Genomic DNA, 26469 nt, shown 5'->3' with positions numbered 1-26469 from the left:
TTGCGTCCAGCCATGTCGCTCATCGTCCCTTCCAGCCCTCACCAGGGCCAACAGGACTCTAATACCGAGCGGTCTCATTCACTGGGGACGGGCCAGTCGCAGCCGGACCGGCAGCGGTGCGAGTTCGTTGTTCGTGTTCATGACGTCTTCACCCGTTGCAGGTCGGATCCAGCAGCGGCGTGGTCGAGATCGATAGAGTCGAGAATTGTCTTGGTGATCTTCTCGCTGCCGGTGAGGATCGCTTCCAGTGCTGCTTCACGGATCAAGGCCGAAAGGCTGCCGATCATGCCTCCGGTCCGTTTGTGCAGGTAGCGGTCCAGATCGGTGAGGGTTCCCGGTTTGTGGTTGCGCAGGCGCAGTGTGGCTTCCAGGGTCGCGACGACGCTGCGCCAGTCAGCTGCGTAGGGGAATCCGACGCTGCGGATCATGGTGAACCGTCCGGCGATCTGTTCGCCGCGGGTTCCGGAGAACAGACCTTCGCGTTCGACGTTGATCCCGGCATAGACGAAGGTCGCCGGGATGCGTTCGGAGAAGTATTTCAACGTGTCGGCGACCTCTGCGCCTGCCCTGGTCGCCAGCGAAATGTTGTGCAGTTCATCGCAGATCACCACGCTGGTGCCGGTGTCGCAGCAGACTCCGCAGACCGCTTCGATGATGTCGGTGAGGTTCGCCCGTTGAGTGACAGGAAGTCCTAGGAAACGGGCGAACTCGGCAGCCAGCATTCGTGGAGTGGCCGCCGGCGGAACGGTCGCATAGAGCACTGGGATTCGGTCGATCCGATGCGGGTGACGTGCCCGGTCTGCGGCCTCATGCATCTTGCCGAACTGGGTGATCGCGGTGGTCTTGCCGGTGCCGGCGGCCCCGGACAGGATCAACCCGCGTCGTGCGCTGATTGCGTGCCGGTTGAGCAGGGTCAACCGGCGTCCCTTCTGCGCGACGTTTCTGACTGTCGAGGTCGCGATGACGGTCAACCGCGTGTGGAAGTCGATGCGGATTTCGTCCTGACGGGCGCGTTCGGCTTCGTCGAGCCGCGCCCAACCGTCGCCGAGGAGCAGGTCCGGGACGGTGGGTTTGTCCTGGGTGAACCCTCGCCAGCCGGTCAGGGTGGTCAACTGGTGAGCCGGTTCGGTCGCTCGGTCGAGGGCGGTCACCAGCGTTTCCTCGCTTCTTCGAAGGGGTCGAACACTCCGAGCGGGATGACTTTCGCCATGGTCTCGCCCTCATCGGCGGCGGCTTCGGCGGGTTCGTCTGCTGGGTCGCGTTCGGGTTCTGGCAGTGATGGCTGTGTGCGCCTGGTGGTGGCTTTGGTGCGGCCGATGACCTTCCGGTCGCGCGTGGTGGGTGCCTGATCGCTGGTCCGTGGTCCCTGTTCGGCTCGGTCGAGCAGATCCGCTGCGGCTTGGGCGATTTCGGCCTCGGTGACGTGGTCGTGGCCGCGGCGAGCGAGGATGTCGCGGGCGTGCTGCCAGGCTAGTTCTCCGAACGGTGTCGGCGCGGTCCGCAGGTGTGTCCAGGTCGCGGTGATCCAACCGCCCCTGTGGTGGTCGCGGATCCAGACGCGGGAGATGTCGTAGGGGTCGTAGTGAACTTCCCAACTACCGTTCTTGTGGTCAACGTCGGAGTGTTGACGGCGATAGGGATTCAGCGCTTTCGCGTCGTAGGTGCGTCGCGCTATCCGGATGCCGTAGGAATTGATCACCCGCCAGGTCGCTGGCAGCAACTCGACGAAGTCGTCAGCGTTCAACGGGACCGCGACGAAACCAGCGGACTCGACCAACGCGGCGTATTTCTCGTTGGGACTAAGCGCTTTTCCCGGAGTGATCGGGTCGCGTAACCCTTCGTGCGGGCGGTTCTGCCAGACCGTAACCACCCATTCGTCGAGCAGGTTCTGCAACTCGATCATCGACCAGGCCGCCGATTGTTCGGCTCGCCGTCCGCGACGTTCGACGCTGGAGCCGACGTAGCCGGCGACATACTGGGCGAACAACGTCGCCACCGATCCGAGAGTGCGTTCGACGACCGGTTTGGACAACATCGTCAACTACACCCAGTCCCGACGATCGGTTCCGCCGAGTGCGGGTGACTCATCGGTTCCATCCGTTGTGCGGGCGGGAGTTCGAGTTCGTCGAGCACCGCTTCAACTGGGGTGAGGATCGGGTCAGCATGCGCGATGAGCATGGCGCGTTGTTCTCGCTGCCTGCGGGGTGGACCGATGTCGCTGCGCCGGATCCGTTCGTGGTGATCGCCGAGGGCCGGTGCCCGTTCACCACGGCCGGGCTGCTCGAGCTGGCCGAGTTGATCGATCGATTGCGTGTGCTGCCGGACGGCGACAGCACCGTCAGGCAGATTATGCCGTAAATGTCAGAGAGATTATGCCGTGGCGCGACGGTCGATATCGGGTCATCTGAGCGAATCTATCAGCGGATTTCGCGGTGTTTCCTGCGGATTTTTCGCCGTTGCAGTTTCGTATCTGTTTGTGATGCGGCATAATCTCTCTGACTATTTGATCGTGGAAGAGGTTGTATGGCGCGGCGTGGTGCGGCCGAGGATCCGAAGGTCGGCGAGTTGCGGGAGGCGCGGTGTTTGAATCCGCGGCCGGACGCGGTGACCGACGAGGTCTTCACCGGGCACGAGTTCTTCGACGCTCGGGACGTGGTGCAGGTCAAGTACGAGATGGTGCGGCGGGTGCGTGTCGACAGGACGCCGATCGCCGAGGCTGCTGCGTCGTTCGGGTATTCGAGGCAATCGTTCTATGAGGCCGCCGCCGCGCTCGACGCCCACGGCCTGGACGGGCTGGTGCCGGCCAAACCCGGCCCGCGCGCGGGTCACAAGCTCACCGACGAGGTCTGCGCATTCGCTGAGGCCCGGCTGGCCGCCGACCCCACGCTGCGAGCGAAGGACCTGGTGGTGCCGATCCAGGAGCGATTCGGGGTGCGGGTGCACCCCCGCTCGATTGAACGCGCGCTGGACCGTTATCGGGATGGCCATTCCAAAAGTCCTTGAGCCGCAACCGGATCGGTCACCCACCGAGCCGACACCGGCGACGGAGACCGAGACGGAGACGGAGACGGCGGAGCGGGGACTGGATGCACGCTATGAGCAACTGCGTCACGCCGCACTGCATGCGCGGGCGCAAGCGTTCCCGCTCGGGTTCGCGGTCCTGACCCGCCGCGGGGTGATCGCCTGGCGCTGCGCCCTGGCGCGCATCGCCGTGGTGGCCCCGGCTGCCCCGCCCCGGGCCGCCGCGGGGGTTGCGGTGGCCTCGCTGTCGTCGGCGATCACGGCCGAGCTGGTGGACGCGTTAGCCGGTTTAGCACTCATTGGAACCTGAATCATCTTTTAGTCCAATCAGTTTCGTGTTGCCTGCCGGAAGAGTCCGGTGGGAGGAAGGAGCATGTTTCGTGTTCGTCGAGGCCGCGGTGACGAAGGTGACCGCCGCGCATCTGGGCAAGGAGGCGCTGCTATATGTGCGCCAATCCACGCTCAAACAGGTTCTGCATCACACCGAGTCCGCGCACCGGCAATACGACCTGCGAGGCCGGGCGATCGCGCTGGGCTGGCAAGGCGACCAGATCCAGGTCATCGACGTCGACCAGGGCCAATCCGGCGCGTCGGCAGCGGACCGGGAAGGGTTCCAGCACCTGGTCGCCGAGGTGTCCCTCGGGCGGGCGGGGATCGTGCTCGGCTTGGAATGCTCGCGACTGGCCCGCAATTCCGCCGACTGGCACCAGTTGCTCGAGCTCTGCGCGATGACCGGCACTCTGATCTGCGACGAGGACGGCCTCTACGACCCCCGCGACTTCAACGACCGGCTTCTTCTGGGCATGAAGGGCCAAATGTCCGAAGCTGAACTGCATTTCATCAAGGCCCGCCTGCGCGGCGGGGTGCTGTCCAAGGCCCGCCGCGGCGAACTGATCACCCCGCTGCCGGTCGGGCTCGTCTACGACGGCGCCGACCACGTCGTCCTGGATCCCGACCAGGCCGTCCAGCAGGCCCTGCGGCATCTGTTCGCCACCTTCGCCGCCACCGGCTCCGCGACCGCCTGCGTCAAAGCGTTCCGCGCCGCGGGACTGCTGTTCCCGTGGCGTCATCTCAAGGGCCCGCGCAAGGGCGAACTGGACTGGAAACCATTGGCGCATCACACCGTGCTGCGGATCCTGCACAACCCTCGCTATGCCGGCGCGTTCACCTATGGCCGTCACGGCCGCAGTCCCAATGCGACCGGGTCGTCGGTGAAAATTCCTCGTGAGCAATGGATTTCGTTCATCCCGGACACCCATCCCGGCTACCTCACCCTCACCGAGTTCGACGCCAACCAAGCCCGTCTCGCGGCCAATGCCGCCGCCCACGGCCGTGACCGCGCCGCCGGGCCACCCCGCGAGGGCATCGCTCTGCTGCAAGGCATGATCGCCTGCGGCAAGTGCGGCAAACGCATGACGGTGCGGTATCACCGTCGCCGCGGTCGCGACTTCCCGACCTACGTGTGTCAACGCGAGGGCATCGACACCGCCCAACCGGTCTGCGCCAGCATCCCCGGCGCAGACCTCGACGCCCGCATCGGAGGTCTGCTCATCGACACCCTGTCTCCGCTGGCCGTCGAGGCCGCTCTCGCCGTCTCGGCCGAGCTCGACCAGCGCGCCGCCGCCGCCGACCGCATGCGCGCCGCCGTGGTCGAACGCGCCCAATACCGCGCCGATCTCGCGCGGCGCCGCTACCTGACCGTCGACCCGGCCAACCGGCTCGTCGCCGAAACCCTGGAAGCCGACTGGAACACCGCGCTGCGCGAACTGCAAGCCGCGCAACGTGATTACGACACCGCCCGCACCCAGCAGACCGGACAGCTCACCGACACCCAACGCGCCCGCATCCAGCAACTCGTCACCGACCTGCCCGCGATCTGGAACGACCCAGACACTCCAGCGCGGGAACGCAAACGCATCGCTCGTCTGCTGCTGTCCGATGCCACCGTCTCCCGCGACCGCGACACCATCACCGCCCACATCCGATTCCCCGCCGGCCAGCACACCACCCTGACCATGCCCGTCCCCAAAACCGGGCCCGAAGCCCGCCGCACTCCCGCCGACATCGTCTCGCTCATCGACGAACTCCTCGACCACCACATCAGCGGCGAGATCGCCACCATCCTCAACCAACGCGGCCTGGTCAGCGGAACCGGAGAACCGTTCCACCACAAGATAATCGACAACATCATCCGCGCCTACCGGCTCCGCACCCGCCGCCAACGCCTGCGCGAGGAAGGCATGCTCACCCCCGCCGAGATGGCCGCCCGCCTCGGCATCGGCTCCGCCACCCTCAAACACTGGCGACACACCGGCATCGTCACCGCCGTGCGCTACAACGACAAGGGCGAAACCCTCTACCACTCACCCGACCCCGACAACCCACCGAAACGCCCCCGCATCGGACGACCCCCGAAAACATCCTGACCAGCACAAACAAAACAACACTCGAATCATGCGAAAGAGGTGCAGTATGCAACCAGAGGTTTGTCGGTCGGAGTATCAGGATGGGCCGGTTGTAGGCTGATCCCCAATGCCCTTGCCGCGCTGCGGAAGTTCTGTGACAGGAACACTTTGCCGTGGTCGAACACGATCGACTCCGGCGCGATCACCGGCCTCGCCGCAGCATCGGCCAACCGCTGGTCGACGCTGATCAGGCTGCGATGCGGCAGCACCGACCGTGTCATCCGCAACGCATCACTCCAACCGGGCCGCATCGGCTCCGGCGTCAACGCCCGCGCCAGCAGCAGGGCCGCGTCGACCGACTTTGTCGTCGGTGCCAGCACCAGCGCGGCGATCGTGCGCGTCGCCGAGTCGACCAGACCGGTCAGCTCAACCCGATCGACCTGGCCTCCGTCGAGGACCACTCGAACATCCAGCGGAGTCGAGTCGATCTGCATCAACTCCCCAGGCCGGGCCGCGACGAGCGTCGAGAACGGCCCCTCTGGCTGCTTGGCCAACGACCGCCGGGTTCGCGCCGACCCGAAGGTGTGTTTGCCCTGAGACAACCGCGCAACCAGCCGGTAGAACGTGCGCTGAGCCGGCATGATCACCGTGCCCGGCCCGTGCTCGGCGACCAGTAACTGCTCGGTCCGCCGCCGCAACCGCGAAACCGTGCCGGTGGAGCTGTCGGTCTCCTCGGCGATCGCGCGTTTGGTCGCCTCGATCACCCGGTCGTCGACGCGCCCAGCCGGTGACCGATCCCGTGTCGCCCGTTGATCGACTAGGCCCCAGATTCCGTCGCGTTCATAGTCCAGTCGGCGCCGCTTGAGGGTGCTCCACCCGACCTGATGCCCGGCCCGGGTCAACTCCTCGATCTTGGCCAACTCGCGTTGCCGCAACGACCGCAGTCCGGCATCGTATTCCGGCTTGGGCCGCTGGCCAGGGGCCGGATCCGGCGTCAATCCGGTGAGCACTTCGACGATATGGCGCTCCCACCATCTGGCCGCAACAACCACCTCCTCGGGCAACCCGTCGAGGCTCCGCAGCGACGTGGTCCGCGTCCCGGTGACCACTTCCAACGTCGAGTCGGTCAGCAACTGCGGCAACTGTGCCGTCGTCGGGGTGCCGACCGCGTCGACCAGGCGAACATGCCCAGCCGCCAGCGCTGTGACGGTGAATGCGTCACCGTTCCAAAGGATCTCGTCGCCGACCTGCAAGATCGTGGCGTGCGGGGTCGGTCTGCTCACCGCGAGCTCACCAACGCAGCCGGTCCCAACAATGCGCCGACCAAGTTCGTCGACAGCTGCCGACACCACAGCAGATGGAACAGCGTCGGCAACACCACGATCGGATCGCCCACCTCACTCGCGCCGACCAGCAACTCCTTCGGCTCAGCGAAGGCGGAGATCAACTCCGAAACCAGTCCCGCCCGCAGACAACGCGGGTGCCGGTAGCCAGCCAACCAACGAAGATTCGCCGCCAGAACCGGATCCAGGACGCCGACACGGCAGTAGGACCAGCCGACTTCGGCGCATGCGCGCTGTGTGGCGTCGAACGCTTCGGCATCGCGGGTCCCGATCCGGTCGTCGGCGCGGACATCGATCACCACCGCGCCGCCGTCACGGGTCCGCGCGAAGAAGTCAGGGGCATGTCGCCGTGCGCCGTCTTCGTCTCGCCAATGGATCCAGAACGGTTGGGACGCAACCCCGATCACGTCCGGGTCGGCGTCCAACGCGATCAGGTGGTCGCGTTCGAGCCACGACTCGTGACCGATGTGCTCGCCCGTTGTCGCCATCCACCACCAGCCCGGGAAGCTGGACTGCCCGCGATACGACGCGAACTGGCGGACCGGCGCGTATCGCTCGAACGGCACGTTCCAGCACTCCGCCAACATCGCCCGCGAAACCTCACCCGAACGCGGGCTGTACTCCATCAAGAACGCGCCCGCATCCCCGGCGTAGCGGCCTTCGCCTGCCGCCATCGCACCCAAATCCAGCTCCTACCAACAGAAGTCGAGACCGCAAAGTCGGCCCAACTGTAATGGCAAGGATCGCTGGTTGGCTCAGATTCAGTGGCAATAGCCCAACTTCACTGACAACGGACAGAATTCTGACGTCACTTGGGGCCGATCCGGCGCGGAACTATCCGCGAATTCTGACGTCACCCCGGTAGGCGTGTCCGGTCGCCGGGAGTGTCAGAACGGCTCTGCGTGGAGGTGGTGGGCCGGGAAATTGAGGCCGCTGAGCAGGGTGGCGAACCGGTTCCGGCTCGATTGGTATGTGTGCCACCAGGTTGTGGGCGTTCCCTCTGCTGCGAATGTGACTACTTGAACCTCCACATCGACGATGGGGGTGGGCACACATCTCGCCCGCGCACCGCGCGTCTTGCCAAGACCTGCACCACCCTGCACGTTCTGAGGGCGGCGGTGATCATAGTTCGATCCCTTCGCGGCGCCGCTCGAGCTCGGTGGGCCAGTAGGCACCCGCCTCGGCGGCGGCCGGATCATGATCGGCCAGGAACCTCTCGAACCGCTCGTAGACCGTGAGCCCTTCCTCGGCCGTCATCATAGGTGGTACCCAGATGTCACGGTGCCAGACTCTCAGGGCAACCAGGAACTGCGGCAGACTCGAATTGACAAAGATGGGGTGCGGGCTGCGACTCCCCGAGGGGAGGCTGACCCGCCCGTTGTCGGGATCGGCCATCCACGACGGCCAGGAATCGTCCACCCACGGCAGCATGGAATTGGCCGTGGCGAGAAGCAGATAGTGGCGATCGAGGTAGTCGATCAGGTGTGACATCCGCTCGTCGTGGACGAAGGTGTGGTTCCCCACCTCGATTGTGGGCAGCCCGACTGTGGTCAGGAATTCCGTGACATTCGGCGCGACGCCACGTGGAATCCACTCTGCCGGTATCTGCTCGAGGTGACCGGCCCACAGGGCGTTGATTTCGCTGATCAGCTCGTGGCCGGCGCGCTCGGCCATGATCGCGGAAACCCCTTTCGGCTCGACTCATTCGTTTTCCGGTGCTCGCCGGGCGCCAGGCTGCTGGTGCTGGCGGCCCGGGCCTGCGTTCGCATGTTGCCAGGTGGTGCCGTAATTCGCGGATAGACTGCTGGTCAGGATATGTTTTCCAGGGTCTGTTGCGGCGCGTCGGTGAATGCCGGTTGCTGCGGCGCTGGTGCCTGCGCGGTGGTGGTGGCGGTATTGTTGAGCGCGGTGCGGGTGAGTCGGTAACTGTCGGTGCCGGTTTCGATGATTTGTCCGCCGAAGGTGAGGCGGTCGACGATTGCGGCGCAGAGCCGCGGTTCGGGAAAGGTGTTCGACCAGCCGGAGAACGCCTAGTTCGAGGCGATCGCGACAGAATTCTTTCTTCCCGCTCGGTCAAAACCTGGAACAACAGCTCGGCGCCGCGCTTGTCGAGCTCCATATAGCCGAGTTCGTCAATGCAGAGAAGATCGACGCGGCCGTAGCGGGCGATCGTCTTGGCCAGTACTTTCTCGTCGGCGGCTTCGACCAGTTCGCTCACTAGTTTCGTTGCGAGAGTGTATTTCACGCGGTAACCGCGCATCGTGGCTTCGGTGCCCAGAGCGATCAGCAGGTGACTCTTTCCAGTGCCGGAGTCACCGATCAGGCATAGCGGGGTGCCCGTCTTCACCCATTCGCAGTTGGCGAGGGTGTTGACCACGGCGGGGTCGATGTTGGGGTTGGCGTCGAAGTCGAACGCGCGCAACGATTTATCCGCGTGGGAATCCGGCAGCGCGGATGCGGCGGCCGATGGGTTTCGGGTAGTCCTGCACTCGCTGCGCAGTGCGGAGGGGTGAGATCCGCGTCGCCCCGATGGGGCGCGAGACGGGAAGGGACTTACGTGACGATAGATCCCACTTCTGTTACCGAGAGTGGGATCTATCGTCTCTATCATCAATGGCGGAATCTGTTGCCCTGCGCGACGTCCGTTGCGTGTGTGTAGTCTTTTGCGGCGACTATAGCTCCGTTCAGTCTGCTCAGGTTGTTTTCGTAGTTGGTCAGTCTTGTGTTGAGTTCTCGTACGATGTCCTCGTATCCTGTGGCGCCTGCGCCTACGAAGTCTTGCAGGAGTTGTCTTGCAAGTTGTTCCAGGCCCTCACGGTTGGCGGTCATGTCTCCACCAACTTTCTCAACCCTGTCGGTGATATCGGCGATCAAGCCGTAATCCAGGGAGATAGGCATACTCATTTGCGTTTCCGTTCGTTGCTGAAGCCGGTTTGTCAAATTCCCGCGAGATTTATCTTCGATGAGCCGTCCTGTGCTGCGCCGTCGATCATGCCCTTGGTGTCCTGCTGGGACGAGTCGAACTGCACTCCAGCGGCATGCAGGTCGTCGATGATGGTCTGCAAGAATGTCGCAAGGTCGTTGCCCGATTTCAGGACGTCGTCGAGGACGGATTGGATGGCATTTCCGGTCATCCCTTTGTAGGCCGTCTGGAAGGCGACCTGACAGTCTGCGAGGGCGCCCAGGTGGGCCTTTAGCTCGCCGTGTCGATAAGCTGTCTGACCGCCGGAGCTTTGCATCTTGTCGAGATCGACAAGCGTCAATGACATTTTCTATATCCCTTTCATGTATTCACATCAGTTTCGGCAACGGTCTCATACTTTAGCTTCTTGGATGCCGAAGGTCGGCTATCGTAATGTCTCCTTCCGTTTCCGGGCAGTCGTCCCTTACGGGAATTTTTGCAAATTCGCCTCTTACTCCTACCATGGCTTTGGCGTATCCTTCGATGTCCTTCCGGAGCTTGTCGATAAGGTCCTCGCCTATTCCTGCGCCGTGCATTTCTTGCGATAGGATCGTTTCCAATTGGCGAATTCGACTCAAGTTTCCATCCATCGCGCTCATGAGGTCATGCAAGGCGGCCAGGCCTTGCAGGGATGATAGTTCCACTTCGCCGGATCCGGAATCGAATTTCAAATCGAATACACCTTTCGAGTGATTGCAGAGCGCCGCCGCGCCCTGCGACCGGTTGCCCGCTCAAAACAGGAGTTGGTGTCGGTTTTGCGGGATGAGCCGAATTTTTGATGCCACTCTGCGCGGATTCAAAGGGAAAGGACATGAGACAAGGCGAGGGCTCGATGGTTCGCGTCAACAACGACCGCGACCACTGGTCGGCGGAAGGGATCGAAGAGCCTGCCATGGACGGATGGACCGCCAACGATCTTGGTCGCCAAGAAGAGTGGCGTGTTGATGGCAACCCGACCCTCCCATCTCGGCGACCTGGGTGGTATGGGGGAAACGTCTACGAAGTGCCCTCTTGTGTGGATGGGGGCGGCGGTCCTCGTGTCCGGACAGGTTCATCAGGTCGGTGTCGGTGGCGCTGTCCTCCCCGGCGTGGGTGAGCCGGGAGTGTCGCAGATTGTGCGGGTCCCATCCGCTGGTCTCGACGGCGAGGTACCGTTCGGCGGTGCGGTGGTTCATCCGCCGTCGGCGGCTGACCAGGTCGATGTCGCGGGTGGGTATGGTGCCGTCGTCGGGAGCTGTGCGGCGTGACAGGAAGATCGGCCCGCTGCTGCGTGCGGTGAGCGGTTGGTTGAGCAGGCGCGCGGTACGGATTCGCTCGGCGGGGCGCACCCGCGGAGGTGAGAGGCTGGACAACTTTCATCCTTCCAGTGCGCAGGTTTGATTTGTTGTTGTCGAAGCATCGCCGACCTGGACAACATCTGCATCAGCAGCCCATAGGTGTCGCGCGCGCCGCGGTGCGCGCGACACCACAAATACGTCCACGGCACCCGGGTAAGAACCCGCGTCCACCTGGTACATGAGCGGTTGGGCGTCGGCGTCGGTCAGCCCTTGTACCGGAGAAATCCGGACCCGCGCCACCCGACCCGGATCGAGTCGGTAACGAAACGTTCGCGAGACACCCTCGGCGGCAACACATTTGCGCAGGCCGGTTCTGTAACGGTTGCCATGTACGCGGCAATGTCAACCTGTCGGGGGTTGGCGATACGCTGCGTCGCATGCAAATCGGCTATGGGCGCGTCTCGACGTGCGATCAACATCCCGAGGCGCAGCACGACGCGCTGACCGCGGCCGGATGCGAGAAGATCTTCGTGGACAAGGCATCCGGGAAACTCGCCGCTCGGCCGGAACTGGACAAAGCGCCGCTGTCGGCCAACCGCGCCGGGGATCAGCGGGTGGTCACCAAGCTGGACCGGCTCGGCCGTTCGCTCGAGCACCTGATCGAGCTGTCGAAGACCCTCGGGAGTCGTGGGGTGGATCTGGTGGTGCTCGATCAGAACATCGACACCTCTACCGCGCTGCGGCGGATGTTCTTCCAGATCCTCGGTGCCATCGCCGAATTCGAGCACGCCTTGATGAGCGAACGCACCCGCGACGGCCTGGCCGCCGCGCGTGCCTGAGGCCGTACCGGCGGCCAGAAACCCACGCTCGGGCCGCGGCAGGTCGAGTTGGCGCGGCAGATGTACGACGAACTCGACGAGGCCAGCAAGCGCCGTTACACCATCGCGCAGATCGCCGCCGAATTCGGTGTCACCCGTCCCACGATCTACCGGCATCTGTCTGCCTCGAGCGCGACAATATGACCCAGCGCATGTGAGGTCGCGTGCGCGCGAAAGCGGGGGACCTCGAAGACGATGTGCCGCTCACCAGCACCGCCGCTGCGGCCGGTGTTGCGCAGCGGTGGCTGCACCACTACCGGGCTGGAGGCATGGCCGGGCTGGCGCCGGCCCGGCGTCGGTCCACCGGCCGGCGCACTGACCCGGAGCTGGTACGGCTGATCGAGGGCATGGCATTGCGGCGGCCGCGTCCCTCACTGGTGGTGATCACCCGCAGGGCGGCCCGCGTCGCCCACGAGCAGGGGTGGGTTCCGGTGTCCTACACCACCGTCCGCTCCATAGTCACCGCTCTCGCCCCGGCGATGCTTACCCTGGCCCACGAGGGTGCCGCGGTTTTCCGAGACGCTTACGAGTTGGTCTAACGTCGCCGCGCCGAGTGCCCGAACGCGATGTGGCAGGCCGATCACACCCAACTCGGCATCCTTGTTGTCGAGGGCGGCAAGCACTGGCACCAGTGGCTGACTGTGGTACTCGACGACTGTTCCCGCGCGTGCCCGGCTACACCGTGAACCACCACCTCACCCAGGTCGCGGCCGACTTGAAGTTCGAACAGCTCGCGGCTGATGTAGTGCTCCTGGAAGTCCTGCGTCGGGCTGCGCTGCACGGGACTAGACGGCTCGAATCAACCTGCCCGGCAATGCTTTCCGCTGAGCTTCGGTGTCAGCCGCGTCGCGAGCAAGCCCGACCGGTCGGATCGACAGCAGTCTGGTCGGATGCGTAATGCCATTGCATCGGTCGGTGCTACGTAGCTGACGCCCGCACCGTCTGCTGCCTCCGCTGCTCGTCGACGGATTGTGGTCCGCAGTGGTTGATGACCATGGCGGGGATACGGTGCGGTGCGCACAGTTTCGCGGAGATGTTCGAGGGCCGCGATCGCGGTAGGGGTGGTGTAGGGCTGTAGGTGCGGCGAGGGTCGTCGAGGTGGCGGACGAGGGTCGCTCATGCACTACCGATGCGGAACTGGGTACCTAGGCGATCACACTGGGTCGGCGATGGTGTGAAATGAGTCATCAGGGAGGTGTGCGAGTCATGGTGTGCTGTCTATCGTGGGGCAGGGACGACGTTGCTGGCTCGGGGCGGGGCTCTTCATGGCCGACACGGCAGTGCCCGATCGAGGCTCGAACGCTTTTCGAACTATATATCAATCGACGGACACTTCAAGCTTGAGGAAAGTCTCACTGTGATCAGTAGGGGGATTATCAGAATTGCTGTTGAAATTCGAAACAATCTGAAGGGAGTGTTGGGAAGATTCGGCGTGGGCGCAGGGGGTATGGACCGAGAAGTACCGGCCCTTCTATGTAGGACGAGCCGCCATATTCAAGATGCGGACGAATCCGGTTGGGGACAGGTTATCGACGCTCAGAAATTGACCGACTCGTCCGGTGTGCCACGGTCGACGAAGGGAGAATTCGATCCCGGATTGCCCGTCGGTATTCGCAATCTCCCACCGCCTGGCGAATTGATTTACATTCGAACGACGGGCAGCGGCGAAAACTATGAAGTCTTCCATCGGGAAACGCCGAATCCTATCGGTATATACAAGCCACGGTCAGATGCGTCATTGATAAGAGACGAAGAAACCGCCTCGGAATCGAGTCGGATGCTCGGAGTCGGCAACGTTCCCTACACGATTAAGTGGGTTGGCCACAAGGGTGACGGTGTGCTGCAAGAGTACGTTCCGAACAAGGGGGAGAATTCCGAATTCGAGACTGACGCCGCAAAAGGGATCGCGGCGTTCGACTATATCATGGCGGGACCGGATAGTACCGTCGGAGATGTCCTCAAAGGGATCGATGGGACAATAGTGCGAGTAGATAACGAGGGATCGATTCCGGATCCGACACGGAATAATAATAATCATCTGCTGTCGAGATACGTCACGAGGAACTTCGGTGAACCTCTCCCGGCAGGGATCGTCGATCGGCTCTGTCAAGTCCCCCGCGACCACTTCAGTACCTTTCTCGAGTCTCGAGGACACTCCAGAGAGGCCTCCGCGTGGGCGACCGAGCGACTGGTGGAAATTCAAACGAAAGGAAAGATCACCGGTGAAGCATGGGGATGCGCCATCGTCGACGATGATTATCGTGTCGTCTACCCCAGGGGCTATGAGAGTCTGTCCGAATTCTGGGATGATCGACCGGATGGCGAAGACATCAACCGATGAACGGTGACCGAAGTCATTCATTCCGTCGTGCGATAGGGCAGCGATGGCGTCCGGGTCGCGCCCGGTGAGTACCCACGGCAGGCCGGAAGAGTGCACGTCGTGGGCTAGTGTTCTGAGTCGCTGTTTAGCGCCGTAAGTTTGTGGCAGTAGTGTGCGAGGCTGTCGAGGATTTGGTCGGCGGTTTTGGTCCATACGAACGGTTTCGGATTGTTGTTCCATGCGTGGATCCAGGCGAGGACGTCGGCTTCGAGTTCGGCGATGCTGTGGTGGGCCGATCGGCGGAGTTTGCGGTTTGTCAGCTCGGCGAACCCGCGTTCGACGAGGTTCAACCAGGAACTGCTGGTGGGGGGTGAAATGCAGGTGGAATCGCGGGTGGGCTGCCAGCCATCTGTTGATGGCGGGTGTTTTGTGGGTGCCGTAGTTGTCGAGATCAGGTGGAGATCCAGCTCGGCGGGAGTGTTTGCGTCGATAGTCTTGAGGAACCGCAGGAACTCCTGGTGGCGGTGCCGGCGGTGGTGCTGGCCGATGATCTTGCCGGTGGCCACGTCGAGAGCGGCGAACAAGCTGGTGGTGCCGTGGCGGATGTAGTCGTGTGTGCGGCGCTCGGGCATGCCTGGCATCATCGGCAGCGGCTCGTCTACCAAGCGCTGCAAGCGATTACGCACGCACCGGCCCCGCCACCGGGCAACGGTCTGCTCCCGTATCCCCAGCGCCGCGGCCACATCCTTGTTCGCTGCCTCCGGCTCTGCGCATGCCAGCACGATCCGTGCCCGAGAAGCCAATGCCTGCGCCGTTTTCGGGCGTCGCGCCCACCGCTGCAGGGTGTCACGTTCGGCCTCGGTGAACACAAGCTCGGCCTTCGACCGCCCCGACCTCGAGCTATCGGTCAATCCGTCCAGCCGCGACTCGACGAAGCGCCGACGCCATTTACCCACCGTCGCCGCCGTCACTCCCAGATCCGCGGCGACCTGCTTGCTTACAGCCCCTACAAGGCTTCGACCAGAACCGGATATGGATCGAGATCGCCTGCCTGGCAAGCGAACTCACCGCCTGGATGCAGATGCTCGCCCTGACAGACCAAAACGCGCGCTGGGAGCCGAGACGCCTTCGGTTTCGGTTGTTCTCCGCTGCGGCCCGCGTCGCCCGCCACGGCCGCCGAACCACCTCCGGCTCTCGGTCCGCCTGCTGGCCCTGGACCGAACTGATCCTGACCGCGCTGGCCCGCCTCCAGCCCGGCTGACCAGCACAAACCACCCCTACGTGACGAAGAACCGACCACCCGGGCCCATGGAACGCGGCCGCCGACCCGCTGAACTACCCCGCATCATGCCGTTTTGCGGCCGGAGCAGCCGCAAAACACCAATCCGAACCCGGTCAGCCAGCACATCAGCCCCCGAAGGATCGAGCTAACCGCGTATATTGCCCGTACACCTCGTCGTCGGAGACGAGTAATGAGTTGCGCAGCGAACAGGTTGACGCCGAATGCACACTTTCCGAGCGCATGGTGTGGATCTGCCCGGTGCCTGCATGAACCTCGACCGCAACAGACTGTGCCGCCGTGGTGAGGCATGCTGCCTTCGTCATCTGGAGGATCCCCGTGAACACCGTCCGAAGCAGCGCGACAGGGTTGGCCAACAACCGAGAATGAACACGTCGACGCCGTGATTCTGAAAGCCCAATGCATGTGGAAGTGGACTGTTGACGGCACATACTGCGATGACTGCGATGGTGCTGCCACGGATCGCTGATGACGCTGTTTGGGCCGTCGAGGAGATCCAGCCGGCTTACCTAAACAGTACCGATGCGGAGATGTTCGTTGATCGTGAACACTGGTTGTCACTGATCAATCGTCGGCGGCGCAGTGCTGGTCGAAGCTACTGGCAACCTCTGTCGACAAGATCATTAAGGTACTCGACCGGCTCATTGCTAGTTAGCGTATTGGGGTTCAAAATTGTTTGGAAGGAATGAATGTGTGGCAGCGACCGTCGGATCGAATTGTCTATTATGACCGGTGAGCGTTCATCGCTGATTAGGTGATTTCTCTACGCTCTGGAGCGGGTAGCCAATCGGATGCCTCAAGGGCAATGGGCGCCTTACTCCAGCGTCGCTTTTTTGCCCATCCGAATGGGCTATGGATCTGAGTTAAACGCCAGCAGGGCGACGGAAAGTTGTGCAGCTATAAGAATGGTGGAGTCCTTCTTTCGTTTAATAATAGCATCGGCTCTGCTGTTCATCGTCGTCCGGCGGTCTGCCGGGAGATCCTCAAGGGTAGCGGTAACTTTTTACGAGTCTTGCGAGGTGTCCGCCTCGTATTTCAGTTTAGTAGGTGCTCATAATGGGTTTATTCAATTTTTCCTTTAAAGATTGGGCCACCGCCGGAGCCGGCTTGCTTGGGGGCGCTATTGGAGGTTTTTTCCTTCCGGGACTCGGGGCGGTTGCTGGCGCTAATTTGGGGAGTGCGCTTGCGGGAGGTCTCGTGGGAGGGGCCGTGACCATATATGAAACCGGCGACTGGGAGGCAGGGTTCGAGGCTACGCTAGCGGATGGCGCCGCAGGTGCGTTGGGCTCTGGTCTTGTTGGAAAGTTCTTGGGAAAAACACTTCTCAAAGGTGCCGCGACGGCTGCTGGAAAAGGTGCCGCAGAAAAAGGCATCAAAGGTCTCATCGAAGGTGCCGCAGGAAAAGGCATCGGCGGTATGGCATTTGGCGGGGGGGTGGGCGCCGGGATCATGAGTCACTTCACTCAACAGGGGAAAACCATTCCCAATAGACTTCCAGTTCGTCCGGCTGGACCACAGTGGGAAAACAAGAATCCATGGCTAGATAAATCCCCGCAAACCCCTGGTGGTCCGACTCCGACCCCTGGTGGTCCGACTCCGACCCCTGGTGGTCCGACTCCGACCCCTGGTGGTCCGACTCCGCCCCCTGGTGGTCCGACTCCGAACCCACATAGCCCAGAATCGGGTACACAAAATATTTGACCGATTCCGGGGATGCCGCAAATAGGAGCGTGCGTGGCGAGTTTGGTATACCCAGAGGTCGTCCAGAGCTTCCGTTTGCGAATTTCAATTTAAGGAGACGGCAAGCAGTGGTAGGTAGGAGGACCGAAGACCTTTTCTCCGGTTTTGAAAGAAGTGCGATGTAATCACTCCTGAGCTAGACTGAATGCGGCCAAATGACTGATATGCCCGAACTGCTGGTTCCTTGGCCAGAATCCGATAATTGGCCGAATGACATAGACTCTCTCCGTATATCGCCGAATATTATACAATGGTATGATGGCGATCTGTTGAAAATAATGACCAAGAACTGGGATGCCTTCGGATCCGGTTCTACAGCTGCACCGCCGGACGCGGGTTCTGTGCCGGTGGTATCTTTGCCCGCGCCCGGCTCGAAGTCAGAAGCGGTCGACCTGTATTTGCAAAAGGCCAACGTTCTGAAACGTGCATTTGATACTCTGCAGAGCACGTATGTGGAGGTGGCGAAGAATGTGAAGTACGCTGACTACCGCCGAAATCAGGGTCAGAAGGATGTCGGGAACTTGATTATCAATCTGGGAGATTCAGCCTCCTCCCCGCCCCCGAATCCGGATATGACGGAGAACGAGCACATCATGGACTACCTCACGGACGGACTTAACCAGGCTGAAAATATCATAAACAATGCCACGAAGGACCAGCAGACCGCTGCTAAGGGTATCGAGGATCAGACTGGCACGATCAAAGATCTTCAGAACCAGCTCCAGCAGCTGAGGCAACAGGTCCAGCAGCCGCCGCCACCGAGTACGACTACACCGGAAGGGCTGAATTTGGATCCGCAAGATATCTTTTCGCCCGGTTCGGTAGAACCCCTGAGTCCGGACCTTGGAATGGATGGCACCGACTTGTCGACCACCGGCAATACGACAAATACTCCTGACAGCTCGTCGAATTCCGATGGGCTCCATAGAGCGCTCGACAATCTAGTCGGTCAGGCTGCCTCGAACCCTAACTCCGCGCCTTCGGGCATGGGAGTTTCCTCAAACGGTGGTCCGGGTATGAGCGGACTATCAGACATGATGGGGGGACTGCTGCCTATGATAATGGCGCAGATGGCGCAGCGGGATCAGCATAATCCGTACGGAAGTGGCCATGGGTATGGCTCCGAGCCAGACAATCCTGCCGCGGTGTCGCCGCCGGTTGCCCAGTCCGCTCAGCCCGCGCCTGCTCGGTCCGCGACCAGTGCGCGGACCGAGCAGGCGCCGCAACAGAGCCCGACTGGTCCCCGACAGCCGTCCGGTCCAGGTTCCACGCAGACCCGTACGCCGGGTTCGGACGGCTTGGTGGACTACGTTTATCCCCCTCCCGATGGCCGAACCCAGAAGGTATCTCCGGTCGTTGCCCAAGCGCTCGACGCCGCGTTCGCTAGCAAAGCTGGTACCGACGCACAGGCTGCTTACGCCAAGACATCGGCGAAGTGGTCTGGCGGCAAGGAGCTCACCAACCGGGTTGATCCATATCAGCTCAAGACCGGTGATGTAGCCACGTGGGAGAATCGTACCGCGCTGGTGGTGGTGTTCGATACGAGCGACGGTGGCACGCTGGAGGTGATCGTTGACGGGCAAAAGGAGCCGTTCACTGCACAGATGTCAGACACAGCTGGGGATTTCGGCCAGTTCACCGGATTTGCCCACCCGAAGGGGGTCGACGTCGACGCTACACAAGACGAGCGCAGCGGCGAGACTCAGACACTTCTCACCCCTAGTGTGGCAGATTCCGAATGGATGAAACTGAAAATTGGCTGGTAGCCTCGAGCCGAACATCAAGTTGCTTTATCGGGGGACTGCCCCGAGTTCAGGTTGACTGGCGGGGTGTGATGGTTCAGGTTGCCAGTGCGGCCTGATTGAGGGTTTCATACTCGACCGGGGTCAGGCGGTCGAGGCCGCGTTGTCGGCGGCGTCGGTGGTAGGTGCGTTCGCTCCAGCCGACGATCGCCAGCGCAGATCCTCACGCGTAGGCCAGCGACGGTCCGTGGCCGTGACAAGTCCCCGCTGGTGGACGGTGGTAGGTCGCCGTTGGCGGCCAGTGAATCGCCTGTAAGTGTTGGAGATGGCCGGCCCAGGGACTGGCTGACAGGATCGATGTTCGGCGCGACATCCGGTGTGACTCGTGAATCGCTCTGCCTCTTCGAGCGCACTTGCCGGGATCTGTCCACTGGTTGTGGCAACGAGGCCGGAGCGGTCTGCTTCGGTGGCTTGATCAGTAGCCTGCCCGACCTCGTTGCCGTGGGGTTGTGGCTATTTACGGGCAATTCAATACACTTGTGAATCGCCCCGGCATGTCGGGAGGTGGATATACCGGGCTGTCCGGTCCAGGTCTGTCCGAGCGATTCCTGGACGGCGGCAGCGGCACAGCACTGGTGGCCCGTTCCCAATGAATGAGACCACCTGGTCCCGTCACCAGAGACCGGTCACTGGGGCCCCGACTCAACCACTTCAGACTGCAAAAGTACGTAGGAGCTACCGATGCGCGGAGAGCGGCTGCTCGTTCATTCTTGATTGTCGCAGTCTGAGTTCGCTGTTGTTCGCGGTTGATAATGAGGGTGGATTCGTCATGAAAATCGAGGATGTCGCGGTGTTGGAGATCTCGACATCGGATATGGAGAGCGCTCCCGGATCGTTCGGGGCGCTTGTATCACAGTCGGCGAATCCAATGCTTGCGGGCCCGCAGACCGGATTACGGCTGGTGCTGGCTTATGCGGCGGAATGATCAGGTCGGTCGAGTTACGAGGCGTGTGGGCCCGCAGCCGCGAACGGAGTCCAGCCGAAATGCCAGCAGCAGAGCCTTGGCCCGACACGCTGGTGGTTCAGCAGAACTCGTCTGTAAGGAAGGCTAATAGGTATGGGTGACGCAGCGGGCAATCCCACCCTGGGTCCTAGGGATCCACTGGCGGCGGGGAAGTCTCTGGTGAATGGTGACTACACGTTGACCTACGCTAAGAACGGTCAGCTGATTCTTTTGAACAAGTACACCGGCGTGGTAAATACGTGGATACCCAGCCTGTCAAAAGGCGCCAACATCGCAAAATCTGAGCTGGTTGTCGGATCTGGCGGCTTGGGTGTCACCATCGATGGAAAATTGGTTGGAATGTTTCCGGATCCAGTGATGAGCAGATGCATCCCTGGTGCGGGAATTACACTACAGGGCAACGGAAATATCGATGCGACAAAGAATGGCGAAGCGCTCGATCAGAAGATCTATAATAACACCTCGAACAACATCGCTGGAATAGATTTCCCTCTGTATCACCCGATAGGTGAATCGGACTGGCTCAAGGCGACCATAAATATGGGTCAGCTTGCAATCGACAAATTGGTCGATCCGCTCCGCGCGGGAACTCCCCAAAAACGGCCGAACGTAACCAGTATGCTGACTACCGCGGGACTGATAGATTTCAAAGATCACTCGGCGATGGTCGATCAGTATGCATCACATCTCGATAAGATTGAAATGGTCAAACATGGCTTGAACAGTAGTGATCATAAGGTTGACTCCGCCACGACCGTCATTCCCGAATATACTACCCAAGGGCTCGACGGCATAAAGAGCTGGGTCGCCGACCTCAATGACAAACTCAAGGCCGCCTCGGTGAATCTTCATGACTTGAGTTTCATTGGTCCATACATAACCACGAATAACTTTACGCGTGATAATGCGATACCCATTGCGATACAGAAAAGCCTTGCTGGCTCGGTCGTGGACACCATTGAAAAGGTGCAGGACAAGGTCGACGATGTTGGCAAACAGATGAAGGAAATTGCCAGCAGTATCAAAAATAGCACGCCAGCCCCGACGCCCGCTCCGGCTCCGGTCAGGACGCCAGCCCCGACGCCAGCCCCGGCTCCGGTCAGGACGCCAGCCCCGACGCCGAGCCTTACCGAAAACTACAGCGACCCCAACCTCGACGATCTCCTCGGCACCGGTTCGGGTGCAACCTCCGCCGACAGCGCAGCCAGGGCAGATGGCACCACGAGCCCCAGCACCGGCTCGAACAGCGGCAACATGTCCGCAATCAATCCGGCGAAAAACAGCAAGTCGGACACAAATGCGACGCGGGCTGGGTACAACTCGGGCAGCAGCGGCGGTTCGTCCGGATCCGGTGGCACGGATATGAGTTCGATGATGCTGCCACTTATGATGTCGCAGATGAAGGGGAACAACGGTCAGGACCAGAAGCAGCGCGAGGAAGAAAGGCGCGAGGAGCGGAGTTGGCAGCGCAGGGAGGAAGCGCAGCAGGCTGCGGCGCAGGCACAGTCCGCCGTCGCTTCGAACCAGCCGACCAATGTTGTTCAGGCGGACGCCAGTGCGACACCGCCGTCGGTGGGTGCCGGTGGGCGGTCGATGGTCGATATGAAGCTGCCCGACGGCACGACTCAGAAGGTGTCCTCGGCTGTCGCGCAGGCGGTGAACAAGGAGCTCAACAATCCGAATGGTAGCGATGCCAGGTCGGCTTACTCGGGCACGACCGGTCAGCCTTCGGCGGGCAGTCCGTGGGTGTCGGTCGACAGCTCGCACCTGGAGACCGGTGACGTAGTGCAGTGGGCGAATCGCAGTGCGATTGTCGTGGTGGACCCCTCGGGACTGGAGGTCATCATCAACGGCCAACGCGTGCCCCTGGACCCGAACAACCCACCCGATGGCGGCAACGGCGCTTACGGCGACTTCCAGGGGTTCTTCCACCCGACCGGCGCTGATCTGGACACCGCCGCACAGCAGCAACAGCCAGGGCCGCCGAGCGCGCCAGGGGGCACCGCGCCGGCGCCGCCCGCTGTTCCCGCCCTGGCGACTATCTGACCTGGCGCTGCAGGCTCTCTGAAGTCCAGGGAGATCACAGTGCCCACGATGCGGATCGATCGGTGCCATGCCTGCGTTGGATTCGGCATCGATGGCCTCGACGACATCGCGGGTCCGATAGCAGATCGGCCCCAGCGTGGCCCGCGCCGCAGCGGCACCGGTCATCGTCGAGCTAATGTGTCCGCCGAAGTGGACTTCGTTTTGCGTCAGCTCATAGCATCGACGCAGCAGGCGATATCGTCAGCCGAGTCGGCTTGAAGCCGCCCAGGTCTGTGACAACAAGCCCGTGCGCACGGACTGCCTCGACACTGTCGTCCGGAACCCCATCACCGCCCTGCTGACCGAGCCACAACTGATTCGCACCGGGATCGGCAAACGCCCGCGGACCGCGAAAGCTTCTGATCCGGTTGTCACGCAACGCAAACGGCTCGACCTCGACGTTGCACTTGCCAAGGCGCGTGCTAGCAATCGGGAACTCGATCCGGTGAATCGCCTGTAAGTGTTGGAGATGGCTGGCCCGGGGCTGGCTGACAGGATCGGTGTTCGTCGCGACATCCGGTGTGACTCGTGAATCGCTTTGCCTCTTCGAGTGCACTTGCCGGGATCTGTCCACTGGTTGTGGCGGCGACGCCGGCCCGGTCTGCTTCGGTGGCTTGATCAGAAGCCTGCCCGACCTCGTTGCCGCGGGTCGTGGCTCATTACAGGCATGCCTCGAAGTTCTGTTCCGGGCAATCTCCGCAACGCACTGCACGGCAGCCGATGCCGAGTCGCTGGGTTCCTAACAGGACGCATCTCACCCGGCGATGGCCCTGCTTGCCCCCAAGGAGCACAACTGCACTCGGTCAAGAAGCGGTGGCAAGCAGGCGCTGGAACCTCGCATTCTCACCCAATCCGTCCGTGCCGGGCGGGGCTACGCAAGGCCACCACCGAGTTTGAATGCTCAGGTAAGCGCGCCGATCGCGATGGGCACGAGCGAGTCAGGTCCCATCCATGCGAGCGCGAACGGGACACGACGGCCGCGCGGGCCACTTCGTCCCGTTCGGCGCGTCCCCAACCAGAGCACCTGTCGTGGGGACGAACTGCCACGAGTGCACACGGCCCAGCCGCGCATCTGCGGGCCTCCCTGTACGCGGGCCCAGGCGACGCCCTCAGATCACGACAGCACCGCCCCCGGTCGTAGCGGGGCAAGGGCAGGAGCGTTCCAGGTGGCCCGTTCCCAATGAATGAGACCAGTGTCTCAAGCGTTATGGGGGTCGAGGAACATACTTGAGAAATCCGGCGCTTAAGGATCTTGATTCGGTGAACGGGGCTGGCCGGTAGGTGTTTTCATGTCGCGGTGGCAGATGAGTGTTACGGCCGGTTCCGTTCGTATTCGCGGGTTGAGCTGGAGAGATTCTTCTATCTCGATGATGAGGACCGACGGTTGATCGCGGCCCGTCGCCGTGACTACAACCGCGTTGGATTCGCGCTGCAGGTGGTCACGGTCCGTCACTTGGGGATGTTCCTGTCCGATCCCCTCGACGTGCCGGCCGAGGTCCTCGCCTACGTCGCCGAGCAGCTCGATATCACCGATCCGGCGTGCGTGAAGAGCTACGTGGACCGGGACAAGACCAAACTCGAACACGCGTGGGAGATCCAGCGGGAGTACGGCTTGGTGGCTTTCGCCGAGGTCGAGGCGGAATTGTCGGCGTGGATCGTTGACCAGTCGTGGATGACCGGCGACGGACCGAAGGCGATCTCCGATGGTGCGGTGGCGTGGTTACGGGAACGCCAAGCGCTGCTGCCGGGAATCACGACGCTGGAACGTCTTGTCGGAGAGAGCCGTAAGACGGCTGATCGGCGGTTGTCGGCTCAGCTCACACAGAGGCTACCGGCGACGGCGAGGACGGTTCTGCGTGCATTGCTGAGCTCGCCTGTCGAGGGCAAGGGGCGGGTCACCGAGCTGGAGCGGCTATGCAAGGGCGTTTTCCGGCCCGCCTCCAAGGGCATGGTCACCGCGGTGGCCCGGTTATCGGACCTGCTCAGGATCGGTGTCGATCTGGATGTCTCGCAGGTGCCGCCGCGCCGCCTGATCGGGTTGGCGACCTACGGGCTGTCGAGCAAGGCGGCGCAGTTGCGCCGACTGGAGCCGCCCGAGTATCGGCTGGCGGTGTTGGTGGCGACGGTGAAGGTGCTGATCGCCCGCGTCACCGACGATGTTCTCGAGTTGTTCGACCTGCTGATGGTCACCGACTTGTATTCCAAGGCCGAACGCGAATCCAAGGATGAGAAACTGCGCCGCTACCCGCGGGTGTCGCGGCACGCAGGCAGGCTCGCCGCCGCGGTGAAGATGCTGCTGGAGATGACGGAGGTGGATCCGGAGCTGAGCTTGGAGATGATCTGGGACCACATCGAGAACGCCGTCACCAAGAGCGAGCTGCGCAGGGCGGTGGCCGCGATCGACGAGCTGGTGCCGGTCGACGACGCGGAGTTGGACGGGCAGCGGCTCGAGGAGCTGGCCGGGCGGCTGGCGACGGTGCGCACGTTCCTGCCACCGATGATGCGGACCGTCGAGTTCGGCGCGACCGCGGAGGGGGAGGCGGTGCTGGCGGCGACGAAGACCCTTGGGGGTTGATGACCGCGAAGACGAAACTGCCCGCGACCTGGCTCGATGCCCGCAAGGTCGATCACGACCTGATCGGCGGGGCATGGAAACGCCTCGTCTACCGGGAGGGCCGCCCCTCGGAGACGGTGGACCGCGCCGCCTACACGTTGTGCCTGTTGGAGCAGTTCCACCGCCATCTCAAACAGCGCAACATCTTCGCGCCACACTCGTCGCGGTGGCGTGACCCGCGCGCGCAGTTGTTGTCGGGCTCAGCGTGGGAACGGACCCGCGAGGCGGGCATGAACGCGCTGTACCTGCCGACGGACCCGGCGACGCTTCTGGGCGAGTATGCCGCCGCCGTGGACACCGCCTACAGACAGGTCGCCGCACGGTTGGATGGCGATGGCCCGGCTGGCGTCGATGAGGACGGCAAGCTGCACTTGGCCGCGTTGGAGGCGGTGCCGTACCCGCCGTCGCTGACCGATCTGCGTCGGCGCGTCGAGGCGATGATGCCGGAGGTCGATCTGCCGGAGATGGTCTTGGAGGTGATGTTGTGGGTGTCCGGGTTCACCGAGGCGTTCGTCCACGCCTCCGGCAACGACGCCCGCGTCGCCGACCTCGGATTGTCAGTGGCCGCGGTGCTCTGCGGGCATGCGATGAACGTGGGATTCAAACCGGTGACCAGCCCCGGTGTGCCCGCGCTGACCCGGGACCGACTGCATCACGTCGATCAGCACTATGTGCGATTGGAGACGATGAGCGCCGCCAACGTCGCGTTGATCGAGGCCCAGGCGCGGGTGCCGTTGGCGCGGACCTGGGGTGGCGGGTTGTTGGCGTCGGTCGACGGCATCCGGTTCGTTACCCCGATCCGTACGATCCATTCCCGGCCGAGCCCACGGTTCTTCGGCCGCCGGCGAGGCATCACTTGGTTGAACATGCTCAACGATCAGGCCGCCGGCCTGGCCGCGAAGGTCGTGTCCGGGACGCCACGCGACTCGCTGCATATCGTCGATGTGTTGCAGAGCCAGCGCGGTGGGTGGGTGCCCGATTCGGTAATCACCGATACCGGATCGTATTCCGACATTGTCTTCGGTCTCCTGCATTTGACCGGCTACCAATATCGTGGCCGCAGTTGGCGAATCTTCCCGATCAGCGGCTGTGGCGGTTCGACACCCGCACCAACTACGGGCCACTGGATCAAGCCGCCCGCGGCCGAATCGACGTCGACAAGATCACCACCCACTGGGAAGACATGTGCCGGGTCGCGGTGTCGATCCACTCCGGCGAGGTGAGCGGCCACGACGCGACCCGCATGATCTCCCGCGACGGGCGCCCAACCCCGCTTGGGGAGGCTATCGCCCACTACGGGCGGATCTTCAAGACCCTGCACGTCCTGCGGCTGGCCGACGACGAACCCTACCGGCGCGAAGGCAAAGCCCAAGCCAACCTCGTCGAAGGCCGCCACGATCTGGCCCGGCGGATCTACCACGGTAAGAAGGGGGAAATGGTGCGCGCCTACTACGAAGGCATGGAAGACCAGCTCTCAGCACTCGGGCTGGTGCTCAACTGTTTCGTGCTGTGGAACACCGTCTACAGCGACCGTGCCCTGGAACAGCTTCGCGCACAAGGCTATCCGGTACGCGAGGAAGACGCCGCCCGGTTGTCGGCGTTCATCCGCGGCCACATCGGCATCGACGGGCACTACGCCTTCCACCTGCCCGACCTCGGCGGAACCCACCGCCCGCTACGGGATCCGGACGCGGACAACGACGAATGAGGCACCCGCTGCCGGCCGGGTGCCCACAGCAATACTGGTGTCGAAGCCGA

Annotated in this window: 22 protein-coding genes and 7 pseudogenes; 16 read left to right on the top strand and 13 right to left on the bottom strand. The window is 62.6% G+C overall.

What is annotated here, in order from left to right:
• Positions 1 to 137: 137 nt before the first annotated feature.
• Both ACIBG0_RS37165 and ACIBG0_RS37160 read right to left on the bottom strand, forming a co-directional pair.
• Positions 138 to 1151: a TniB family NTP-binding protein gene (locus ACIBG0_RS37165; RefSeq protein WP_397039429.1), complete on the bottom strand. Its 1014-nt coding sequence runs from the start codon at positions 1149 to 1151 to the stop codon at positions 138 to 140.
• Positions 1148 to 2038: pseudogene (locus ACIBG0_RS37160) on the bottom strand (Mu transposase C-terminal domain-containing protein); the annotation flags it as partial. The pseudogene ACIBG0_RS37160 and the gene ACIBG0_RS37165, both read right to left, overlap by 4 nt.
• A gap of 35 nt (positions 2039 to 2073) precedes the next feature.
• Between ACIBG0_RS37160 and ACIBG0_RS37155 the strand changes: the two are divergent.
• The 4 genes from ACIBG0_RS37155 to ACIBG0_RS37140 all read left to right on the top strand — a co-directional run bounded on the left by ACIBG0_RS37155 (position 2074) and on the right by ACIBG0_RS37140 (position 5447).
• Positions 2074 to 2358 (top strand): DUF5372 family protein, encoded by a 285-nt coding sequence (locus tag ACIBG0_RS37155; protein WP_397039427.1) that lies wholly within the window; start codon positions 2074 to 2076, stop codon positions 2356 to 2358.
• 165 nt (positions 2359 to 2523) lie between these two features.
• Positions 2524 to 3003: a helix-turn-helix domain-containing protein gene (locus ACIBG0_RS37150; protein WP_397039425.1), complete on the top strand. Its 480-nt coding sequence runs from the start codon at positions 2524 to 2526 to the stop codon at positions 3001 to 3003.
• On the top strand, positions 2981 to 3331 hold the full coding sequence (locus ACIBG0_RS37145; protein WP_397039423.1) for a hypothetical protein: 351 nt from the start codon (positions 2981 to 2983) through the stop codon (positions 3329 to 3331). Before ACIBG0_RS37150 ends, ACIBG0_RS37145 begins: the two co-directional genes overlap by 23 nt.
• A gap of 70 nt (positions 3332 to 3401) precedes the next feature.
• Positions 3402 to 5447 (top strand): recombinase family protein, encoded by a 2046-nt coding sequence (locus ACIBG0_RS37140; RefSeq protein ID WP_397039422.1) that lies wholly within the window; start codon positions 3402 to 3404, stop codon positions 5445 to 5447.
• A gap of 50 nt (positions 5448 to 5497) precedes the next feature.
• Here ACIBG0_RS37140 and ACIBG0_RS37135 read toward each other — a convergent pair.
• From ACIBG0_RS37135 to ACIBG0_RS37100, 8 genes and pseudogenes are all read right to left on the bottom strand, one after another.
• Positions 5498 to 6625, bottom strand: a pseudogene (locus ACIBG0_RS37135) (integrase); the annotation flags it as partial.
• A gap of 80 nt (positions 6626 to 6705) precedes the next feature.
• Complete coding sequence (locus tag ACIBG0_RS37130; RefSeq protein ID WP_397039436.1) at positions 6706 to 7443, bottom strand: TnsA-like heteromeric transposase endonuclease subunit; 738 nt, start codon at positions 7441 to 7443, stop codon at positions 6706 to 6708.
• A 448-nt stretch (positions 7444 to 7891) separates the two neighbouring features.
• Positions 7892 to 8443, bottom strand: a complete 552-nt coding sequence (locus ACIBG0_RS37125; protein WP_397039420.1) for an SUKH-4 family immunity protein — start codon at positions 8441 to 8443, stop codon at positions 7892 to 7894.
• A gap of 134 nt (positions 8444 to 8577) precedes the next feature.
• Positions 8578 to 9231, bottom strand: a pseudogene (gene istB, locus ACIBG0_RS37120) (IS21-like element helper ATPase IstB); the annotation flags it as partial.
• A 148-nt stretch (positions 9232 to 9379) separates the two neighbouring features.
• Positions 9380 to 9673, bottom strand: a complete 294-nt coding sequence (locus tag ACIBG0_RS37115; RefSeq protein WP_397039418.1) for a hypothetical protein — start codon at positions 9671 to 9673, stop codon at positions 9380 to 9382.
• Positions 9674 to 9705: 32 nt separating this feature from the next.
• The gene (locus tag ACIBG0_RS37110) at positions 9706 to 10038 is read right to left on the bottom strand and encodes a hypothetical protein (RefSeq protein WP_397039416.1); all 333 of its coding nucleotides are present in this window, start codon (positions 10036 to 10038) and stop codon (positions 9706 to 9708) included.
• A 52-nt stretch (positions 10039 to 10090) separates the two neighbouring features.
• On the bottom strand, positions 10091 to 10402 hold the full coding sequence (locus ACIBG0_RS37105) for a hypothetical protein (RefSeq protein ID WP_397039415.1): 312 nt from the start codon (positions 10400 to 10402) through the stop codon (positions 10091 to 10093).
• Between the two features lie 171 nt (positions 10403 to 10573).
• Positions 10574 to 11083 (bottom strand): hypothetical protein, encoded by a 510-nt coding sequence (locus ACIBG0_RS37100; RefSeq protein ID WP_397039414.1) that lies wholly within the window; start codon positions 11081 to 11083, stop codon positions 10574 to 10576.
• 362 nt (positions 11084 to 11445) lie between these two features.
• Here ACIBG0_RS37100 and ACIBG0_RS37095 point away from each other — a divergent pair, with 362 nt between their 5' ends.
• From ACIBG0_RS37095 to ACIBG0_RS37080, 4 genes and pseudogenes are all read left to right on the top strand, one after another.
• Positions 11446 to 11847 (top strand): recombinase family protein, encoded by a 402-nt coding sequence (locus tag ACIBG0_RS37095; RefSeq protein ID WP_397039412.1) that lies wholly within the window; start codon positions 11446 to 11448, stop codon positions 11845 to 11847.
• Positions 11848 to 11871: 24 nt separating this feature from the next.
• Positions 11872 to 12030 (top strand): annotated as a pseudogene (locus ACIBG0_RS37090) (helix-turn-helix domain-containing protein); the annotation flags it as partial.
• A gap of 20 nt (positions 12031 to 12050) precedes the next feature.
• Complete coding sequence (locus tag ACIBG0_RS37085; RefSeq protein ID WP_397039410.1) at positions 12051 to 12425, top strand: helix-turn-helix domain-containing protein; 375 nt, start codon at positions 12051 to 12053, stop codon at positions 12423 to 12425.
• 818 nt (positions 12426 to 13243) lie between these two features.
• Positions 13244 to 14227, top strand: coding sequence for a hypothetical protein (locus ACIBG0_RS37080; protein WP_397039408.1), 984 nt, complete (start codon positions 13244 to 13246; stop codon positions 14225 to 14227).
• Positions 14228 to 14331: 104 nt separating this feature from the next.
• Here the strand turns inward: ACIBG0_RS37080 and ACIBG0_RS37075 are convergent.
• Positions 14332 to 14853, bottom strand: a pseudogene (locus tag ACIBG0_RS37075) (IS630 family transposase); the annotation flags it as partial.
• Between the two features lie 356 nt (positions 14854 to 15209).
• Between ACIBG0_RS37075 and ACIBG0_RS37070 the strand changes: the two are divergent.
• Positions 15210 to 15467: pseudogene (locus ACIBG0_RS37070) on the top strand (transposase); the annotation flags it as partial.
• 1296 nt (positions 15468 to 16763) lie between these two features.
• On the opposite strand, the gene ACIBG0_RS37065 reads toward ACIBG0_RS37070, so the two are convergent.
• Entirely contained in the window at positions 16764 to 16973 is a 210-nt protein-coding gene (locus ACIBG0_RS37065; RefSeq protein ID WP_397039407.1) for a hypothetical protein, read from the bottom strand.
• A 428-nt stretch (positions 16974 to 17401) separates the two neighbouring features.
• Between ACIBG0_RS37065 and ACIBG0_RS37060 the strand changes: the two genes are divergently transcribed.
• Positions 17402 to 19012, top strand: coding sequence for a hypothetical protein (locus ACIBG0_RS37060; RefSeq protein ID WP_397039405.1), 1611 nt, complete (start codon positions 17402 to 17404; stop codon positions 19010 to 19012).
• A gap of 73 nt (positions 19013 to 19085) precedes the next feature.
• Here ACIBG0_RS37060 and ACIBG0_RS37055 read toward each other — a convergent pair.
• Positions 19086 to 19231, bottom strand: a pseudogene (locus ACIBG0_RS37055) (IS3 family transposase); the annotation flags it as partial.
• Between the two features lie 586 nt (positions 19232 to 19817).
• On the opposite strand from ACIBG0_RS37055, the gene ACIBG0_RS37050 reads away from it, so the two are divergent.
• From ACIBG0_RS37050 to ACIBG0_RS37025, 6 genes are all read left to right on the top strand, one after another.
• On the top strand, positions 19818 to 19973 hold the full coding sequence (locus ACIBG0_RS37050) for a hypothetical protein (RefSeq protein WP_397039403.1): 156 nt from the start codon (positions 19818 to 19820) through the stop codon (positions 19971 to 19973).
• Positions 19974 to 20105: 132 nt separating this feature from the next.
• Positions 20106 to 22058 (top strand): hypothetical protein, encoded by a 1953-nt coding sequence (locus ACIBG0_RS37045; protein WP_397039401.1) that lies wholly within the window; start codon positions 20106 to 20108, stop codon positions 22056 to 22058.
• A 286-nt stretch (positions 22059 to 22344) separates the two neighbouring features.
• Positions 22345 to 22557, top strand: a complete 213-nt coding sequence (locus tag ACIBG0_RS37040) for a hypothetical protein (RefSeq protein WP_397039399.1) — start codon at positions 22345 to 22347, stop codon at positions 22555 to 22557.
• A gap of 837 nt (positions 22558 to 23394) precedes the next feature.
• Positions 23395 to 24672: a DUF4158 domain-containing protein gene (locus ACIBG0_RS37035; RefSeq protein ID WP_397039397.1), complete on the top strand. Its 1278-nt coding sequence runs from the start codon at positions 23395 to 23397 to the stop codon at positions 24670 to 24672.
• On the top strand, positions 24672 to 25934 hold the full coding sequence (locus ACIBG0_RS37030; RefSeq protein ID WP_397039394.1) for a Tn3 family transposase: 1263 nt from the start codon (positions 24672 to 24674) through the stop codon (positions 25932 to 25934). Before ACIBG0_RS37035 ends, ACIBG0_RS37030 begins: the two co-directional genes overlap by 1 nt.
• A complete protein-coding gene (locus ACIBG0_RS37025; protein WP_397039435.1) occupies positions 25835 to 26419 on the top strand; it encodes a Tn3 family transposase in 585 nt (194 codons plus the stop codon). The genes ACIBG0_RS37030 and ACIBG0_RS37025 overlap by 100 nt, the downstream gene beginning before the upstream one ends.
• The last annotated feature ends 50 nt before the right edge of the window (positions 26420 to 26469 follow it).

It is taken from the genome of Nocardia sp. NPDC050630 (assembly GCF_044457245.1).
Classification (GTDB): domain Bacteria; phylum Actinomycetota; class Actinomycetes; order Mycobacteriales; family Mycobacteriaceae; genus Nocardia.
This window is presented reverse-complemented; position numbering and strand designations above follow the sequence as displayed.

What these genes read in the sequence shown, in the direction of transcription:
- ACIBG0_RS37150 (WP_397039425.1), top strand. Translation starts at nt 2,524, where the DNA reads ATGGCGCGGCGTGGTGCGGCCGAGGATCCGAAGGTCGGCGAGTTGCGG.
- ACIBG0_RS37145 (WP_397039423.1), top strand. Translation starts at nt 2,981, where the DNA reads ATGGCCATTCCAAAAGTCCTTGAGCCGCAACCGGATCGGTCACCCACC.
- ACIBG0_RS37130 (WP_397039436.1), bottom strand. Translation starts at nt 7,443, where the DNA reads ATGGCGGCAGGCGAAGGCCGCTACGCCGGGGATGCGGGCGCGTTCTTG.
- ACIBG0_RS37125 (WP_397039420.1), bottom strand. Translation starts at nt 8,443, where the DNA reads ATGGCCGAGCGCGCCGGCCACGAGCTGATCAGCGAAATCAACGCCCTG.
- ACIBG0_RS37115 (WP_397039418.1), bottom strand. Translation starts at nt 9,673, where the DNA reads ATGAGTATGCCTATCTCCCTGGATTACGGCTTGATCGCCGATATCACC.
- ACIBG0_RS37110 (WP_397039416.1), bottom strand. Translation starts at nt 10,038, where the DNA reads ATGTCATTGACGCTTGTCGATCTCGACAAGATGCAAAGCTCCGGCGGT.
- ACIBG0_RS37095 (WP_397039412.1), top strand. Translation starts at nt 11,446, where the DNA reads ATGCAAATCGGCTATGGGCGCGTCTCGACGTGCGATCAACATCCCGAG.
- ACIBG0_RS37060 (WP_397039405.1), top strand. Translation starts at nt 17,402, where the DNA reads ATGACTGATATGCCCGAACTGCTGGTTCCTTGGCCAGAATCCGATAAT.
- ACIBG0_RS37050 (WP_397039403.1), top strand. Translation starts at nt 19,818, where the DNA reads ATGAAAATCGAGGATGTCGCGGTGTTGGAGATCTCGACATCGGATATG.
- ACIBG0_RS37045 (WP_397039401.1), top strand. Translation starts at nt 20,106, where the DNA reads ATGGGTGACGCAGCGGGCAATCCCACCCTGGGTCCTAGGGATCCACTG.
- ACIBG0_RS37030 (WP_397039394.1), top strand. Translation starts at nt 24,672, where the DNA reads ATGACCGCGAAGACGAAACTGCCCGCGACCTGGCTCGATGCCCGCAAG.